The organism is Acinetobacter tibetensis (assembly GCF_023824315.1).
Classification (GTDB): Bacteria; Pseudomonadota; Gammaproteobacteria; order Pseudomonadales; family Moraxellaceae; genus Acinetobacter; species Acinetobacter tibetensis.
Genome location: NZ_CP098732.1, coordinates 57,921 through 74,103, shown reverse-complemented (window position 1 = coordinate 74,103; position 16,183 = coordinate 57,921). Strand labels below are relative to the sequence as shown.

Sequence of the window (16,183 nt, the reverse complement as noted above, 5' to 3'; positions counted from 1 at the left end):
ATTTAAAAAATAGGGATTGAGATGGTTGCATACGACAACCATCTCAAAGGCATCATTACAGGGTATGCCCCAATGCTTCGCCCATCACTACCGTCGAATTGGCTTTAAACTGCGCATCCCACTGCATTTTATTGTGTTCAAACAAGACAATCGCGGTTGAACCTAAGTAAAAACGCCCTAGCTCTGCGCCTTTTTCAAGGAAAAGATTGTGCTGGTTTAACTCTAAACGCCCAGTCGGTTTCACTTTGCCTGTCGCAACTGTTTCAATGCCTGCCACAATCATCGCACCGACTAACACCACGGCCATACGCCCCAACTCGGTATCAAACAAACACACCATACGCTCATTACGTGCAAACAAACCTGGAATATTTTCTGCCGTGGTTTGGTTCACAGAGAACAATTCACCCGGCACATATAAAGTTTCGGTGAGCGTACCTGCAAACGGCATATGTACACGGTGATAATCGCGCGGAGATAAATATACCGTTGCAAATTCACCCTGTTTAAATGGCTCTGCTAATTGAGGATCCGCAATCAGCTTTTCTACAGAGAAACTTTGCCCTTTGGCTTGGAACACTTCACCAGATTCAATATGGCCCAGTTGTGAAATTGCCCCATCGGCAGGTGACACAATGCTCGTCTCATCGGCATCAATCTCACGCACACCATCTTGCAAAGCACGGGTAAAGAACTCATTGAATGATTTGTATTTCAACGCATTTTTTTGCTCTGCAATCGACATATCAATGCCATATTGCGCTTTAAATGCAGAAATTGCCGTGTTTTTAATCAATGGATGTTCACTGGCAGCAATCTTCCCGACCACACGCGAGAGTTGATGTTGTGGCACAACGCGTTGCGCCTGAATAAAAAATTGTTTTGTTAAACGTGAGGTGAGGCTCAAGACGGTAACTCTCCAGTAACGATTGGACTATCGAGGCGATTGCCCCATTCACTCCACGCACCATCATAAGCTCGAATATTCCAACCCAATACACGACCCAAAATATAAGCCAAACCTGAACGATGATGTGACTGGCAGTACACCACGACAGGTTCTTGTAAATTGAAACCTTGTTGTTCTAAGCGTTGTTGTGTGCGTTCTAAAGCATGCAATTTTAAATGATTTTCACGGTTAAGTGCAGTACTCCATTCAAAATGGCGCGCATTTGGAATGTGACCACCGCGTCGCGCTGCTAATCTTAAACCCGTATATTCATCTTCAGTTCGACAATCCCAAAGCTGAATGGCGTTTTGCTGTACCAAAGACAGCAACTCGGGATATTCAATTCGGACTTGATCTTGCGCAGCCAAATTGACTTGCACTAAGGATTCTACAGGGGCGAATTGCTCCTGTTCTGAAGTGGTGGGAAAACCTTGCCCTAACCATGCATGAATACCGCCATTGAGCAGCGAGGTATTATAAAAACCTAAGCAATGCAAATTCCAGATCAAGCGTCCTGCCCAAGCACCACCTTCATCATCATAAACCACCACATGATGCTCAGGGCTAATATTCAAATACTGAATCAGCGCAGTCAAGCCTTCAGCATCAGGTAATAATCCTGTGGTATTTTCTTCTTGGCGCAGCAATTGTGCGGGCTTAAGCGGAATGGCATGTGGAATATGTAGCTGCTCATAAACTGAACGTCGACTTAAATCCACGATACGTAATTTTTCATTGTCTAAATGTGGAAGTAGCTCTTCCACCTCGATTAATAAACCCAAATTTAGCGTAGATTCCGTCATCTTTTTTACACGTTTTGTTCTGGCAACAGCTTGATCTTAGCATAAGCCCATGTCTACCAACTGCCGATTTTCCTAGAGATCATTGCAGAAAATCAGCAATATAAATCAATTAATGCGCAGGCTCTGTAATTTGAAAAACCTGACGTAAGTAGGCCAAAAAGGTATCGTTATCGGTCATGGTTTTGCCTGGACTATCTGAAATTTTCGCCACCGATTGTCCATTACATTCCACCAACTTCAACACAATATTCAATGGAGTCTGCCCCATATCATTGGTCAAATTGGTGCCAATCCCAAAACTGACTTTGAAACGGTCTTTGAAATATTGATGTAATGCCCAAGCTTTTTGTAAATTTAAACCGTCACTGAAGGTCAGCATTTTGGTTCTGCTGTCAATTTTCAAGGTTTTGTAATGCGCATAGGCTTTATCCCCCCAAACAAAAGGGTCGCCACTGTCATGTCTCAAACCATCGAATAATTTGGCAAAATACAAATCGAAATCGCGTAGGAAAGCATCCATTCCCACCACATCGGTCAGGGCAATGCCTAGATCCCCACGGTATTCTTGCACCCAAGTCTCTAATGCTGCTTTTTGGAAATCCCGCAGCCGCACATCTAGCGCCTGAAAAGCTTGTAAAAACTCATGCGCCATGGTGCCAATGGGTGAAATTCCTAATTCTTTTGCCAACAACACATTACTGGTGCCACGAAAAACATTCGGTACTGCTTGGTGAAATGCCTGAATCACCTGCCTTTGCCAAGTCAAACTATAGCGACGACGGGTACCAAAATCCGATACCAAGAAAGGCGGATCTTCTGGGCGCTGCTGCTGTTCACACTGTTGAATAAATTCAATTTTGGCTTTGAGGCGACGCTCGCCTTCTTCGAGCACTTCTGGCGTACGAATGCGTTTGAAGTACAGTTCATTCACAATCGCCAAAACAAAAATCTCGAACATCATGGCTTGCACCATGGGACCTTCCACCCAAATGTCTAATCGACCTTCTTGATCGACATCTGCATGAATAAAGCGGCGTTTTAACTGGAATAATTCTAGATAATCGACAAAGTCACTTTTAATAAAACGTAAGCCACGCAAATATTGCAATTCATCTTCTTTAAACCGAAGCTGACACAAATAATCCAGTTGCTCATTCAAATCTTGCAAAATATCCACCAAGGGATACACCGTTTCATCCAAATTACGGCAACGGAAGTGGTAAACACTATGTGTTTGCGGGAACTGGTGCAGCACCACTTGTAACATGGTGAACTTATATAAGTCAGTATCGAGGAGTGAGTGAATAATTGCAGACATAAAGGTTCAGTTTTTATCAACTTCTAGCATTAAAGCACACTTTCAAGCTGAAAAAAGCCATTGATTGCAGAAAACTCACCAAATCAAGATGTCTCAAAACCCCTGCTAAAGTCATCTTTGCTACAATGCCTGCCACATTAACATTGAGGGATTCTCATGCGTGCTTTATTACAGCGAGTACTTGAAGCCAAAGTGATCGTCGACGGTCAAGTTACGGGTGAAATTCAACATGGGTTGCTGGTCTTTTTGGGAATCGGCAAAGAGGATCAGCTTGAAAAAGGCAAAAAGCTGATTGATAAAATCCTCAAGTACCGCATTTTTGATGATGAACAAGGCAAAATGGGCTGGAACGTGGCACAAGCTCAAGGTGGTTTATTGTTGGTGTCGCAATTTACCCTGATGGCGCAAACACAAAAAGGCTTACGCCCAGATTTTGGCCCTGCAATGCCGCCTGATGCTGCCAAAGTCTTGTATGAGCAATTGGTGGACTATGCCAAATCTCAGTTTGAACAAGTACAAACGGGCATTTTTGCAGCAGACATGAAAGTGCATTTAATTAATGACGGTCCTGTGACTTTTCAGCTTGAAGTTGAATGAAAAATTCCGCAATAAAAAAGCCTACAGTGAGTTGTAGGCTTTTTTATTGCTTCGCAATTTAAGACTTATCGACCTGTTTTTTCTTTTAAGAATTGACGCGCCAATTGAATTTTCTCTTTCACTGGTTTTGGTAATTTTGGTGGAATCAATTTTGCAACTTTGTTAAACCAAACCAATAAGCTGAAGTCACCTTCCATTTTGATGCTGCCATTTTGCATCCCCGTCATGAATGCCGATGGATCACCTTTCAGTAAGGTTTTCACACCTTGCTCGCTGTCTACAAATTGCAGGATAAAATCGGCTTTCTCTGCATCACCTGAAACTGTATCAATTTGTCCATTGTTGATAATAATTTGACGCGCTACACCTTGGTCAGTCCCAATTTGGATGCGAAATTGACGCTCATGAATCAACTCAATAAATTTTGGGCTGGTACGAGCCAGTTGTTTCATGCGCAACACTAAACTCGCCACTAAAAGATCAAGTGGATCCGTGCTCACATCGACCAAAGGTAGTTTGACAACTGGAATTGAAGACAGTTTCATGACGTTTAAAGCCTATTGTAATTGTAGAAAAATTGACTGCTCCATCCTACCATAACTTAATTCTGATGGAAGCTAGGCTTTGTATAACAATCCCAATCTGAGCGCTAAAGTCACAAACAAAAATTTTATGTTGATCACAAAATCACAGTCTTTTTGTCGCATGCGTAAATCAGCATATAAAAGTTTAAACCCTTAGATTGGCTAAATCACAACTGTCCTGACTAAAAATCAAAACTTACCTATTTCTACACGTATGAACTGCATCATCAGCATTCAGCCTAGTATGGTAATACTTATTGTTATTTTCTGATTGTCCAAACTGCCTTGGAACTTAGCTCCCTCCCATCTTGGCTGAAAAGGAGCCGTCAACGCTTAACGGCTACTGTACTGTTGATCATCTTCATATACAGGGGTATGTTCAATGTAACGACGCTTTGATAAAGCACGTTCAGCACGGCGATCTTCTCGGAACAATAATAGCGTCACCATCGTCATGGATAAGCTCACCGCAGCCAGATAACTATACGCCATAGGTAAATCAAACACGACCTGAATGCTCAGTCGAATCATTTCTAGCAAGCCCCAGAACATCATACCTGCGAACATAAAGCTCAGCCAACGACGATAAGGCGAGAAGAAAACAGCAATCAGTGCAACAGCCACACAACTCAAGCCAATTATGGTTGCTAAATTCGCTGTGACCATAAAAACCTCCGTCTTCAATGGAAATCGTGTCTGGGCAGGGACCCGACCAGTAATTCTCACGACCTATATTAATTTTGTGAAATTTGTTTATCTGTATCTCTATGCAAGCATTATGAGCAGTTTTAAACAGAAAAAAAGGCATGCTTTTTTATTGAACGACATACCTTGTCGCAATATTATTTTGTCATTACATTTTTTGTCATTTCGACTTGAATGGAAGCAAGATATGCCATGAGTTGGCGTGTCATTACAAAAAAACAACGGGGTTTTTCAACGAAAAAAATATTTTTTGGACACCCGATATGAAGCAGATTGTGACCAATCGTTAGATGATTTTTTAATACAAAAGTCACGCAGAAGAAAACAAAAAACGCAATCCTAAGATTGCGTTTTTTTCATGAAACTGTAATGGTTACACGCAGTTAAGATCTTTATCATGCACACCCAACAGGTATAAAACACCATCCAGTCCCACGCTTGAAATCGCCTGATTGGCATTCTGACGGACTAAAGGTTTCGCACGGAAAGCAACGCCTAAACCCGCCAAAGACAACATTGGTAAATCATTGGCACCATCCCCCACTGCAATGGTTTGCTCTGGTGAAATACCCATGTTGTCTGCCAGTTCACGCAATAAAAATGCCTTACGTGCGCCATCGACAATATGTCCTTTGACTTCACCTGTGACATGGCCATCTTGTACATCTAGTACATTGGCATGCACTTCATCAATCCCAAGTTTGGCTTGTAAATACTCGGCAAAGTACTGGAAGCCACCTGATAAAATTGCTGTTCTATAACCCAATGATTTTAATGTTGTAATTAATCGTTCTGCGCCTTCCGTAATGGTCAAGCGTTCCGCAATTTTAGGTAATACCGAAGCATCCAAACCTTTTAATAATGCAACACGCGCGCGGAAGCTTTGTTGGAAATCCAACTCCCCTTGCATGGCACGTTCAGTAATTTCTGCAACTTGCTCACCCACACCCGCTTCAATCGCCAATTCATCAATCACCTCTTGTTCAATGAGGGTCGAATCCATGTCAAAACACACTAAACGGCTGTTGCGACGGTAAGCATTGTCTTCTTGCACCGCAATATCAATACTGAGTTCTGAGGACAAACGTAAGCAAGCTGCACGCATTGCGGTTGCATCTAACATTTGCCCGCTCAGACCAAACTGTACACAAGAACGTTTTGGTCCTTCTGACTGGTTTTGTAGCTGTGGACGACCCGATAAACGGATCACTGTTTCAATATTAAAACCTTGGTTCGACACAATATTGGTAACAGCTTGTAAATGCTCAGCAGTCAGTTCTGGCGCCAAAGCCGTGACAATATAGCGTGTACGTCCACCTTCACTTACCCATTGATCATATTCTGTTGCAGAGATCGGTTTAAAGCGCACTGTTAAGCCGATATCATGTGCTAGAATCAGAATTTCCTTCATGGCTAATGCTGTTGCAGTCTGGTCATCTGACGAAACAACAATACCTAGAGTCAGTTGATTATGGATGACGGCTTGTCCAACATCTAGAATTTGTAAGGAATGAGTGGACAAAACCTGCATTAATCGAGTGAATTGATTAGGTTGGTCGGGTCCTAAAAATGATATAAGAATGATTTCTCGCATGAATTGACTCGAGTCTGAGCTACAACTATTGTGAGAATCATAATCGAATTTGAATAGAATTGCCTTGGAAGTTTACGTTGAATGCGCCTAGACAAGGGCTATTTGCTAGCCTACTGATAATAAGTTTTGCACTTCATACCTTTTTATTGGTGATTGCAACCACTCACCAACTAAATGAAAACCGTGCGAATCAGGGACAGTTGATGACCAGTCAGTTGGTCACAGACAGTTTATCGGAACTTGAACCTGCCAATACAGTATCACTGGCCTTATTGGTAAATCGTTACGCCACAAATCCAAGTGTCGCCTCTATTCGAATTTTAGATGGTACTAATCAGGTTTTGGCCACAGGCGGTTTATCCAAAACGCGTGATGGTGAAGTCTTTGTTCGTGATGCCTTACAAAATGAGAAAAAAGTCGGCACCATTGAAATTACTCTGATCAAACCTAGCATTGGTGAAATTTTACGGACTCAATGGTTGGCCATTTTGTTCTCGTTTTTTATTCACGGCTTACTGTGGTTAGGTTACCGTGCTATTGCGCGCCCAAGCCGTACAGAATATTTAGCACGCATTAATAATGAATCCCGCTTAAAACATGAAATTCAGGCCTTAACTCAAGCACTTGAGCAAGAGAAACATAATGCTGCGTTAACCATTGCTCAAGCCCAACAACAGTTCCAGAATAAAAATAAAGCCAAAGAAATTAAACCTGTGATTTTGGATGATTGCTCGGTCGCATTGAACATTCAATATTATGATCCGAAGCAACTCCTCGATTCAGTCAATCAGACGGTATCTGTACCTTATTTCAATTTGTGCCAGATTTTCTTGAACAAAAGTATTGAGCTTGCTGTTCAGCACTATAAATTGAATCGTTCTGACATTACTACGGTGCAGCAATTCAGCGCACAAGGGGCAACCATTACCCTATCGGCTGACATGCCTGATGCCGTGCCTTGTCTGGTGATGATTAGTTCAGTGTTCCAATTATTGTCGGAAGTTTTATATAAACGCTACCGTGAAGAAAAACGTTTCGTTTTACAAACCCGCAGTGCTATTTCTTCGTCGGTAGACGCCATGCAGTTGTCTGCCGTGCAAGCGGCTGAGCGTTTGGTTCATCAACTGTCTGCCAAAGAAAGCGCAGTGCATTTGAACAATGAATTGTTAAAGGATATCAGCGAGCATTATGACTTGGTGTCCTTGCCGAATCCGACCAATGTATTGACTCGTCATGCCTTTATGGTCAATGGGATGGATAGCAGTACAGCCGAATTGGCACAAAGTTTAAGAACTGAGATTCTGAAAGGCAAACAATCTAAAGCCTCATAAGCTTGCTGCAATAAAAAAGCCTGACTCGTGTCAAGCTTTTTTATGCTGTCTTAAAGATTAAATTTTTTGTAGGCTTTTGCTGATTAAGAACTCTTGCGCTGAATGCGGCACTTCATCTGGAGCAACGTAGGCTGGAATCCACTCTCCTGTAGACTGCAATTCCCACGTGCCTTTTTGATCCGACAAATAATTGAGTAAGCCATCTTGCAGAATACGTTTTTTGATTTTCGAGTCTAAAATGGGGAAGCAAGTTTCAACACGCGAAAATAAATTACGCCCCATCCAGTCTGCGCTGGCACAGTACAGTTTCTTTTCACCACCCTGTTCAAAATAATAGACGCGGGTATGTTCCAAGAAACGTCCTACAATGGATCGCACTCGAATATTTTCGGACAAGTCCTCCAGTTGTGGAACCAAACAGCAAATCGAACGAATAATCAGTTCAATTTTCACCCCGGCTTGCGAAGCACGATATAAAGCTGCAATCAGTTGTGGCTCGGTCAGTGCATTGACTTTAATGATAATGCGCGCATTTTTCCCCGCTTGTGCACACGCAATTTCCTGATCAATCAACTTCAGCAATTCAGTATGCAAGGTGAAAGGGGCATGCAGCAAAGTCTTTAATTTTGCCATCTTGCCCATCCCCGTCAGCTCTTGGAACATCCGATGTACATCTTCACAAATATCAGGCTGCGTGGTCATTAAGCCATAATCGGTATACATTTTGGCATTACCAGCATGATAATTGCCTGTGCCTAAATGTGCATAACGCACCAATTGCTGATCTTCACGACGTACGATTAAAATCATTTTGGCATGCGTTTTATAACCCACAATGCCGTACACCACCACTGCCCCCGCTTCTTGCAAGACATTGGCCACGGTAATATTCGATTCTTCATCAAAACGTGCCCGCAGCTCAATCACCGCGGTGACTTCTTTGCCATTACGGGCAGCTTCTGCTAAGGCTTGCACAATTTCCGAATCTGGCCCACTGCGATAGAGCGTTTGCTTAATGGCCAATACATTCGGATCTTTTGCCGCTTCACGCAATAAACTGATCACAGGTTGAAATGAATCAAAAGGATGATGCAGTAACACATCTTCTTTTTTCAAAATCTCAAAGATGGACTGTTGCTTACGAAACGCCTTCGGAATAACAGGGTTAAATACGGGATATTTCAAATCTGGGCGAGCAAAACTGGTGGTTAAGCGTGATAAATTGATGGGTCCCGAAATCGAATATAAATGCTCTTGATCTAAATCAAATTGATTCAGCAAATAATCCGTAATTTCACGAGGACAATCATCTTCAATTTCTAAACGCACCGCGCGACCAAAACGCCGCGAAGACAGCTCATCTTTTAATGCCACCGCCAGATCATCAACATCTTCCGACAAAATTAAATCAGCGTTGCGTGTCACACGAAACGCATAGCAACCTGTCGCTTTCATACCCGGAAATAAATCACTGATATGTTGCTGAATAATGGCGGTTAGGAAAATCTGTTCTTGATGATTCCCCACCACACTCTCGGGCAAATGAATCAAACGTGGTAAAGAACGAGGCGCAGGCACAATCGCCATTTCAATTTCACGCCCAAAGGCATCTTTACCTTCCAGACTCACAATGAAATTCAGACTTTTATTGACCAAGCGAGGAAAGGGATGTGATGGATCTAAACTGATTGGCGTCAACACAGGCTGCACTTGTTTGGCAAAATAGTTGGCAATCCACGCTTTATGCTTTTCTAAAATATCTTGATATTGAATGAAATGAATTCCAAAGCCTTGTAACTGCGGCAAAATGGAATGGTTGAAAATCTCGTATTGTTGTTGGACTGCCTGATGCACAATGGTCGAAAGTTCTGACAAAACCACATCGGTTGGAATACCATCAGGCATTCGGGTAATGGCGTTTAAATCCTGTTGCTTCATTAACCCCGCAACTCGAATTTCAAAAAACTCATCTAGATTACGGGAAAAAATAATTAGAAAGTTGAGTCGCTCTAAAATGGGTAAATCGGGATTTCTCGCCTGAGCCAGAACACGCCGATTAAATTCAATTAATGCCAATTCTCGATTAAAATACGTTGCTGATGAATGCTGAAAATTTTCCATGTAGACTCAATGTGGTTGATTTTTTAATCAACTCTTTACCCTCTGTGTCTGCATGTTATGCAGTGTTTATGACGTTTTTATTACAGCCTAAGACTCAGCTTCAATATACAGTCCCAGTGTTGGTTTTATAGGCAGAACTCACACCTGTATTAGAATAATCTACTCATTTTATTCGGGTTTTCTTGACTCTAATTCAATTTCAGAACCCGATTCATGCTGTCGACTTGCCCAATAGGTTGCCAAAATCGGTCCTGAAATATTATGCCATAAACTAAAAATTGCACTGGGTAAGGCGGCTAAAGGTGCTGTCGCAAAATGTACTGCGGCTAAAGCCACACCCAGACCTGAGTTTTGCATTCCAACTTCTATCGCTACCGCCTTACTGTCTGCATAATTTAAATGAAATAAACGGCTACATCCAAATCCCAATAAATATCCTAAGCCATTGTGTAATGCCACCACCAGAAATATAAGCAAGCCTGAATGGAGGAGCTGTGCTTTACTGCCACCAATAATTGCCGCCACAATCAAGACGATGGCCAGCACAGAAATGAGGGGCATCACACTGATGTACTGCTGAATCTGTTGTTTCAATAAACGTCTTAAAATTAAGCCCACCACAATCGGCAATAGCACTACCTGTAAAATAGAACTCAGCATTGACCACGCATTAATTTCAATCCATTGACTCGCAAGTAGATAGAAAATAAATGGAGTGAGTAAAGGTGCCAATAAGGTCGAAACCGCAGTGCAGGCGACAGACAATGCTGTATTGCCCTTTGCCATATAAGTAATGACATTCGAAGCGGTTCCCCCGGGACAACAACCGACTAAAATCACCCCGACAGCCAATTCAGCAGGCAATTGAAAGACCAGACACAGGACATAAGCCAACAACGGCATCACCACAAATTGTGCGATTACCCCAATACAGACCGCTTTCGGCGTTTGTGCTATGGCTTTAAAGTCCGCCAACTGCATGGTCATTCCCATGCCCAGCATAATAATCCCAAGCATCCACGGGATATAGGCTTTTAACCAGACAAAGGCTTCGGGCAGAATCAACGCGATCCCTGCAAACAGCACCACCCACAAAGCAAACGTTTTCTGAATCCAATGGCTCAATTGCAATAATACAGACATCGTCAGTCCTCAATGGGGAGTCAAACTAGAAAAGGTAAAAGGAGATTACGCCAATTATGCCGTCATGGTCGCAACAATATCTTTGATGTAAATGCGTTGTACACCGGCTGCCAGCATATCTTGCCAAGCATGTTGCAACGAACCATTTAAATCAATCGCTTTGGTTGCATCAGCAATCACATAAGTTTTAAAGCCTAAACGACAGGCATCTATCGCTGTCCATGCCACACAGAAATCTGTCGCAATGCCCACAATATAGACGGTGTCTATGCCACGTGCATTTAAATAACCGGCCAGACCTGTCGTGGTTTTTCTATCTGCTTCCATAAATGCTGAATAACTGTCGATATTCACATGCATGCCTTTACGGATAATCAATTGGGCTTGGGGTAAGACTAAATCCGGATGAAAATCGGCATCATGGCTGCCTTGTACACAATGCATAGGCCAAAGCACCTGTGTGCCATAAGGCAGTTCAATCTGATCAAAGGCTTGTTTACCCACATGATTGTCTGCAAAAGAAATATGCTGTGCAGGATGCCAGTCTTGGGTCAGAATAATTTGCTCAAAATAATTCCCCAATTGATTTATTTTGGGAATAATTTGGTCGGCATGGGCAACCGCAAGATTTCCTCCTGGGGTAAAACCATTTTGTACATCCACCACAATCAACGCTTTCTTGTTTTGTATCTGTTGCATGTCCGTTTCGTTCACTGTTTTTATTCATTGTTCGCTAGCATATAACAAAAGTCTAAGAATGTAGTCAGTGCATCCGCCTCACTGGCTTGGTCTACCGCAATTCCTGCTGTTGCCGATTGTTTATTGCCCATAAAAATAGCCCGTAAATACGGGCTATTCATAGACTATTCGATGTTTAAACGGTGACTTTCTGTAGACGTTGGACCAAAATTAACATCAATACGGCAGAAATCACAATACAAGGAATCGCTGCTGAAACCACGCCAGTCGCGCCAAAACCTGCTGCCAAAAGCTGTCCCGCAATGGTCGGACCCAACATCGCCCCAATACGCCCAACAGCCGAAGCCATCCCCACACCCGTACCACGTAGTTCAGTCGGATAAACAATACTCCCAAACGCATAGAGCACGCCCTGACAACCAATCACAAAAGCGCCGACAAGTGCTGATGCCAAATACATTTGAGTCAGTGAAGCCGCAGCATTTAAGGCAAATAAGCCTGCCAAAATTCCGCCATACATCAACACAATCACATAAGCTTTTTTCCAGCGATCTGTCAGCATACCCAAAATCACCGTTCCTACGGTTGCACTGAGCATGAAGTAGAATTGTGCTGTACTGCCTTCTTTACGCGAGAAACCAAGCTCCATAAATAACGAAGGTAACCAGCTCAGCATGATATAAACCACCATTAAGGTGAAGAAATAACTGAACCAAATTAAGCCAGTACGCATTAAGTTATGGCGATTAAACAGATCCCGAAAAGAGACTTTTTGCTCGATCTCGGCTGTTTCAACACGTGTTTGGGCTTTTAAGAATTCACGCGATTCAGGCAAGAATTTGATCATTATCGGGAGCACAATAATAGGTAACAACCCGCCCAGATAGAAAATATTTTTCCAGTTCGAACCAAAATCTAAACTGGCAATGTAGGACAGAATCGCAGCTCCGACGGGCATACCACAATACATTAACCCTACCGCTTGCCCACGCTTTGCAGGAGTAACCGCTTCCGATGCTAGCGTAATTAACAACGGCATCGCAGCACCTAAGCCAGCGCCAGCCAAAAAGCGAACCAGCAATAAACTGTAAAAACTATTTACCCAGACAGTACATAAAGTGAATACTGCAAATACGGCAACAGACCAAACCAAGACTGTTTTACGTCCTATGCGGTCTGCAAAACGTCCACCCACCAATGCCCCAGGTAATAAGCCTAAAATTCCTGCGCTAAAAAACACACCCAGTTGTGAACTGTTCAGTGCAAAATGTTCTCGAATGCCTGCGGCGGCTATACCCGCAGCCTGAATATCTAAACCTTCAATCACCGCAATCAAAAAACAAATTGCGACCGTAATCACGGAGTGCCTACGTGCTGACAATGTATTCATCTCAACTCCTTGTTTAAACCGCGTCCAAAATGAAGCTCATCATCCGTGAAGCAGAAATTTAAATTAACTCACCTTAAGTGGAAGATTTTTGGTGTTTTTTTATAAATTATGAGATAAGTCACATTTTCGTTGCCTAGCATAAATAGTCTTAAAAACAATTAATCAGAAATAAATTTGACTGAAATAGTCAACAATTCAATTGAACTTTAACGACTTAGCTGCTCATCCAATTCAACTGCAATCTATCAGTTATTGTTCAAATCAATAATTGACGACACTTTTTAGAATGAAGTCTCCTATTTTCTTGCCTATGACCTAGAGCTATAAGCTATTTATTAAGTCCTATAAGCTCTTAATCCTATTTATTTTTCTGCCTCAAATGTATTGATCTATGCCCTTCTCTGACATTCTAAAGCACGAGATGTATCCTCTCGCTATGCATTATTTTTCACTTTTTTAAAGTTTTGAGTTGCTTTGACTAAAGCATATTGTTCTTCATCGTTTGTTCAGTCATAATTTGCGTAAGCATTATTCAATTCGACACACTCTAATTGAAACTGCTATAAATCAAAATACGCACCCATCCAACCTCATGTTTTTCACTTCACTGGATGGAAAAATAGGATATTTTTTTAAAATGACTCAACAAGCACAGATCATTCAAGGCTCAATAGTCGCAATCGTCACCCCAATGTTTGAAGATGGCAGCGTAGATTGGAAAGGTCTTGAGAAGCTCGTTGAGTGGCACATAGAACAGGGAACAAACAGTATTGTTGCAGTTGGAACAACTGGTGAAGCGTCTACATTAAGCATGGCTGAACATACACAAGTGATTAAAGAAGTCGTTCGTGTAGCCAACAAACGTATTCCAATTATTGCTGGTACTGGTGCAAACTCAACGCGCGAAGCAATTGAACTCACAAAAGAAGCAAAACAACTCGGTGCTGATGCAGCCCTCTTGGTCACACCATATTACAATAAACCGACACAAGAAGGCTTATATCAGCATTATAAAGCGATTGCTGAAGCTGTTGATTTACCTCAAATTCTGTATAACGTACCAGGCCGTACAGGCGTAGACATGGCAAATGAAACGGTCATTCGTCTGGCTGATATTCCACAAATTATTGGCATTAAAGATGCCACTGGTGATATTCCGCGTGGTCAAGCTTTACTGGAAGGTCTTCATGGCAAAGACATGGTGGTTTATTCAGGTGATGATGCAACCGCTTACCAGTTAATTGAACATGGTGCGAAAGGTAATATTTCGGTTACTGCGAATGTTGCGCCTAAGCAAATGAGTGAAGTGTGTGCGGCTGCGATTGCTGGCGATGCTGCACGTGCACAAGCATTAAATGCGCAAGTTGCAAATTTACACAATATTCTATTTTGTGAATCGAACCCAATTCCTGTGAAATGGGCACTACACGAAATGGGCTTAATTGGTACAGGCATACGCTTACCATTAACACCTCTTGCAGAACAATACCGCGCACCGCTTCGTGAAGCGTTGGTGGCGGCAGGTATAATCAAATAAAGAGCACTACATTATGCAGTTACGTTTAGGTTTAACCCTTGCACTTTCAGTATTGAGTTTAGCGGGTTGTAGTTCACTTGCGGTTAGCAACAAATCTTTGAGCTATAAAGAGACAGCAACCCTCGAACCGCTACAATATCCTGAAGGATCAATGGTTCGTCCAGTAACGCCACTGTATCCAGCACCAACGGTTGAACCTTTAGCAATTCAACACGCACCGAAGCTCGAAAATAGCAAAGGCAACCGTTTTGCTTTACCTCGCCCAGATGTTGCTGCACCCAACAGCACAGCAACTGCTGCTGAACAAAGCACTGAGATAGGTCGTCCTCAATTACTAACTGATGGAAATCAAAATCCATTACTCAAAATTGATGGAAATTCTGATACAATTTGGCAGTATACACTTGCCACACTCAGCAGCATGAACCAGAACATTGTGGGTCAAAGTAAAAACCGTTACGAAGTAACGCTTAAAATTGATCAGCAGATCTATGTACTTCGACTCACTTCCGCCGGTTCAAGTCATAATTTGGCAGTGTTTAATGCCGATAATAGCTTTGCAGATCAACAAAAAGCTGCAGAACTGTTAACCCAGATTTACCAAAACTGGCCGGCCTAGATCACACTAGGCATTTTTTTTTGCAAAAGGTTCCCCCATGTTAAAACAAACCTTGCTCTATACTGGTAAAGCGAAATCTGTGTATGAAACAGATAGTCAAGACCACCTGATTTTAGTATTTCGTGATGATGCCTCTGCGTTCAATGGCGAAAAAATCGAACAACTAGATCGTAAAGGCAAGGTGAACAACCGTTTTAACGCCTTTATCATGGAGCAACTGGCTGCTGCTGGCATTGAAACTCACTTTGAAAAATTACTTTCTCCAACCGAAGTGTTGGTAAAGAAATTAGACATGATTCCTGTGGAATGTGTCATTCGTAATTATGCAGCAGGTTCACTCTGCCGTCGCTTAGGCGTTGAAGAAGGTAAAGAACTTACACCTCCAACTTTCGAATTATTCTTCAAAGATGATGCCCTTGGCGATCCAATGGTGAATGAATCTCAAGCCATTGCTTTAGGTTGGGCAAATGCTGCACAACTCGAAAAAATGAAAGAACTCACTTACCAAGTGAACGATGTGCTTAAAGCATTGTTCGACAAAGGCAACATGATTTTGGTTGACTTCAAACTTGAGTTTGGTGTGTTCCATGACCGTATTGTATTGGGTGACGAATTCTCTCCAGACGGTTGCCGTCTATGGGATAAAGACACCAAGAAAAAACTCGACAAAGACCGTTTCCGCCAAGGTTTAGGTGGTGTGGTTGAAGCTTATGAAGAAGTTGCTGCACGTATTGGCATCGACCTTTCAGACATCTAATTTGCTCTGAAGCTTCGAACTAAAAAACCGAGTCTG

General features: G+C 42.3%; 15 protein-coding genes. 5 read left to right on the top strand and 10 right to left on the bottom strand.

Going from position 1 to position 16,183, the window contains the following annotated elements:
- Window positions 1-55 precede the first annotated feature (55 nt).
- From asd to pncB, 3 genes are all read right to left on the bottom strand, one after another.
- A complete protein-coding gene (gene asd / locus M5E07_RS00340; protein ID WP_252220941.1) occupies window positions 56-907 on the bottom strand; it encodes an archaetidylserine decarboxylase in 852 nt (283 codons plus the stop codon).
- Window positions 904-1,752 carry a sulfurtransferase gene (locus tag M5E07_RS00335; RefSeq protein WP_252220939.1) on the bottom strand — a complete coding sequence of 283 codons (849 nt, stop codon included), beginning with the start codon at window positions 1,750-1,752 and terminating at the stop codon, window positions 904-906. The genes asd and M5E07_RS00335 overlap by 4 nt, the downstream gene beginning before the upstream one ends.
- 109 nt (window positions 1,753-1,861) lie before the next feature.
- Window positions 1,862-3,070, bottom strand: coding sequence for a nicotinate phosphoribosyltransferase (gene pncB / locus M5E07_RS00330; protein ID WP_252220937.1), 1,209 nt, complete (start codon window positions 3,068-3,070; stop codon window positions 1,862-1,864).
- A 156-nt stretch (window positions 3,071-3,226) separates the two neighbouring features.
- On the opposite strand from pncB, the gene dtd reads away from it, so the two are divergent.
- A complete protein-coding gene (gene dtd, locus M5E07_RS00325) occupies window positions 3,227-3,667 on the top strand; it encodes a D-aminoacyl-tRNA deacylase (protein ID WP_252220935.1) in 441 nt (146 codons plus the stop codon).
- Window positions 3,668-3,732: 65 nt separating this feature from the next.
- Here dtd and M5E07_RS00320 read toward each other — a convergent pair whose 3' ends face one another.
- The 3 genes from M5E07_RS00320 to serB form a co-directional block, all read right to left on the bottom strand.
- Window positions 3,733-4,212 (bottom strand): fimbrial protein, encoded by a 480-nt coding sequence (locus M5E07_RS00320; RefSeq protein WP_116762155.1) that lies wholly within the window; start codon window positions 4,210-4,212, stop codon window positions 3,733-3,735.
- A 372-nt stretch (window positions 4,213-4,584) separates the two neighbouring features.
- On the bottom strand, window positions 4,585-4,917 hold the full coding sequence (aciT, locus tag M5E07_RS00315) for a ciprofloxacin tolerance protein AciT (protein ID WP_116762157.1): 333 nt from the start codon (window positions 4,915-4,917) through the stop codon (window positions 4,585-4,587).
- Window positions 4,918-5,329: 412 nt separating this feature from the next.
- Entirely contained in the window at window positions 5,330-6,550 is a 1,221-nt protein-coding gene (gene serB / locus M5E07_RS00310) for a phosphoserine phosphatase SerB (protein WP_252220933.1), read from the bottom strand.
- Between the two features lie 77 nt (window positions 6,551-6,627).
- Between serB and M5E07_RS00305 the strand changes: the two genes are divergently transcribed.
- Window positions 6,628-7,881 (top strand): hypothetical protein, encoded by a 1,254-nt coding sequence (locus M5E07_RS00305; RefSeq protein ID WP_252220930.1) that lies wholly within the window; start codon window positions 6,628-6,630, stop codon window positions 7,879-7,881.
- A gap of 57 nt (window positions 7,882-7,938) precedes the next feature.
- Here the strand turns inward: M5E07_RS00305 and ppk1 are convergent, their stop codons facing one another.
- From ppk1 to mhpT, 4 genes are all read right to left on the bottom strand, one after another.
- On the bottom strand, window positions 7,939-10,002 hold the full coding sequence (ppk1, locus tag M5E07_RS00300; protein WP_252220928.1) for a polyphosphate kinase 1: 2,064 nt from the start codon (window positions 10,000-10,002) through the stop codon (window positions 7,939-7,941).
- Between the two features lie 168 nt (window positions 10,003-10,170).
- A complete protein-coding gene (locus tag M5E07_RS00295) occupies window positions 10,171-11,145 on the bottom strand; it encodes a bile acid:sodium symporter family protein (protein ID WP_252220918.1) in 975 nt (324 codons plus the stop codon).
- A gap of 54 nt (window positions 11,146-11,199) precedes the next feature.
- The gene (gene pncA, locus M5E07_RS00290; RefSeq protein WP_252223630.1) at window positions 11,200-11,835 is read right to left on the bottom strand and encodes a bifunctional nicotinamidase/pyrazinamidase; all 636 of its coding nucleotides are present in this window, start codon (window positions 11,833-11,835) and stop codon (window positions 11,200-11,202) included.
- Window positions 11,836-12,019: 184 nt separating this feature from the next.
- Window positions 12,020-13,234, bottom strand: a complete 1,215-nt coding sequence (gene mhpT / locus M5E07_RS00285; protein ID WP_252220915.1) for a 3-(3-hydroxy-phenyl)propionate transporter MhpT — start codon at window positions 13,232-13,234, stop codon at window positions 12,020-12,022.
- A gap of 637 nt (window positions 13,235-13,871) precedes the next feature.
- Here mhpT and dapA point away from each other — a divergent pair.
- The 3 genes from dapA to purC are packed head-to-tail and all read left to right on the top strand — an operon-like array spanning window position 13,872 to window position 16,147.
- A complete protein-coding gene (dapA, locus tag M5E07_RS00280) occupies window positions 13,872-14,771 on the top strand; it encodes a 4-hydroxy-tetrahydrodipicolinate synthase (RefSeq protein WP_116762168.1) in 900 nt (299 codons plus the stop codon).
- A 13-nt stretch (window positions 14,772-14,784) separates the two neighbouring features.
- Window positions 14,785-15,390, top strand: a complete 606-nt coding sequence (locus M5E07_RS00275) for a lipoprotein-34 precursor (NlpB) (RefSeq protein WP_252220904.1) — start codon at window positions 14,785-14,787, stop codon at window positions 15,388-15,390.
- A gap of 37 nt (window positions 15,391-15,427) precedes the next feature.
- Window positions 15,428-16,147, top strand: a complete 720-nt coding sequence (gene purC, locus M5E07_RS00270) for a phosphoribosylaminoimidazolesuccinocarboxamide synthase (protein ID WP_116762172.1) — start codon at window positions 15,428-15,430, stop codon at window positions 16,145-16,147.
- Window positions 16,148-16,183: the final 36 nt, after the last annotated feature.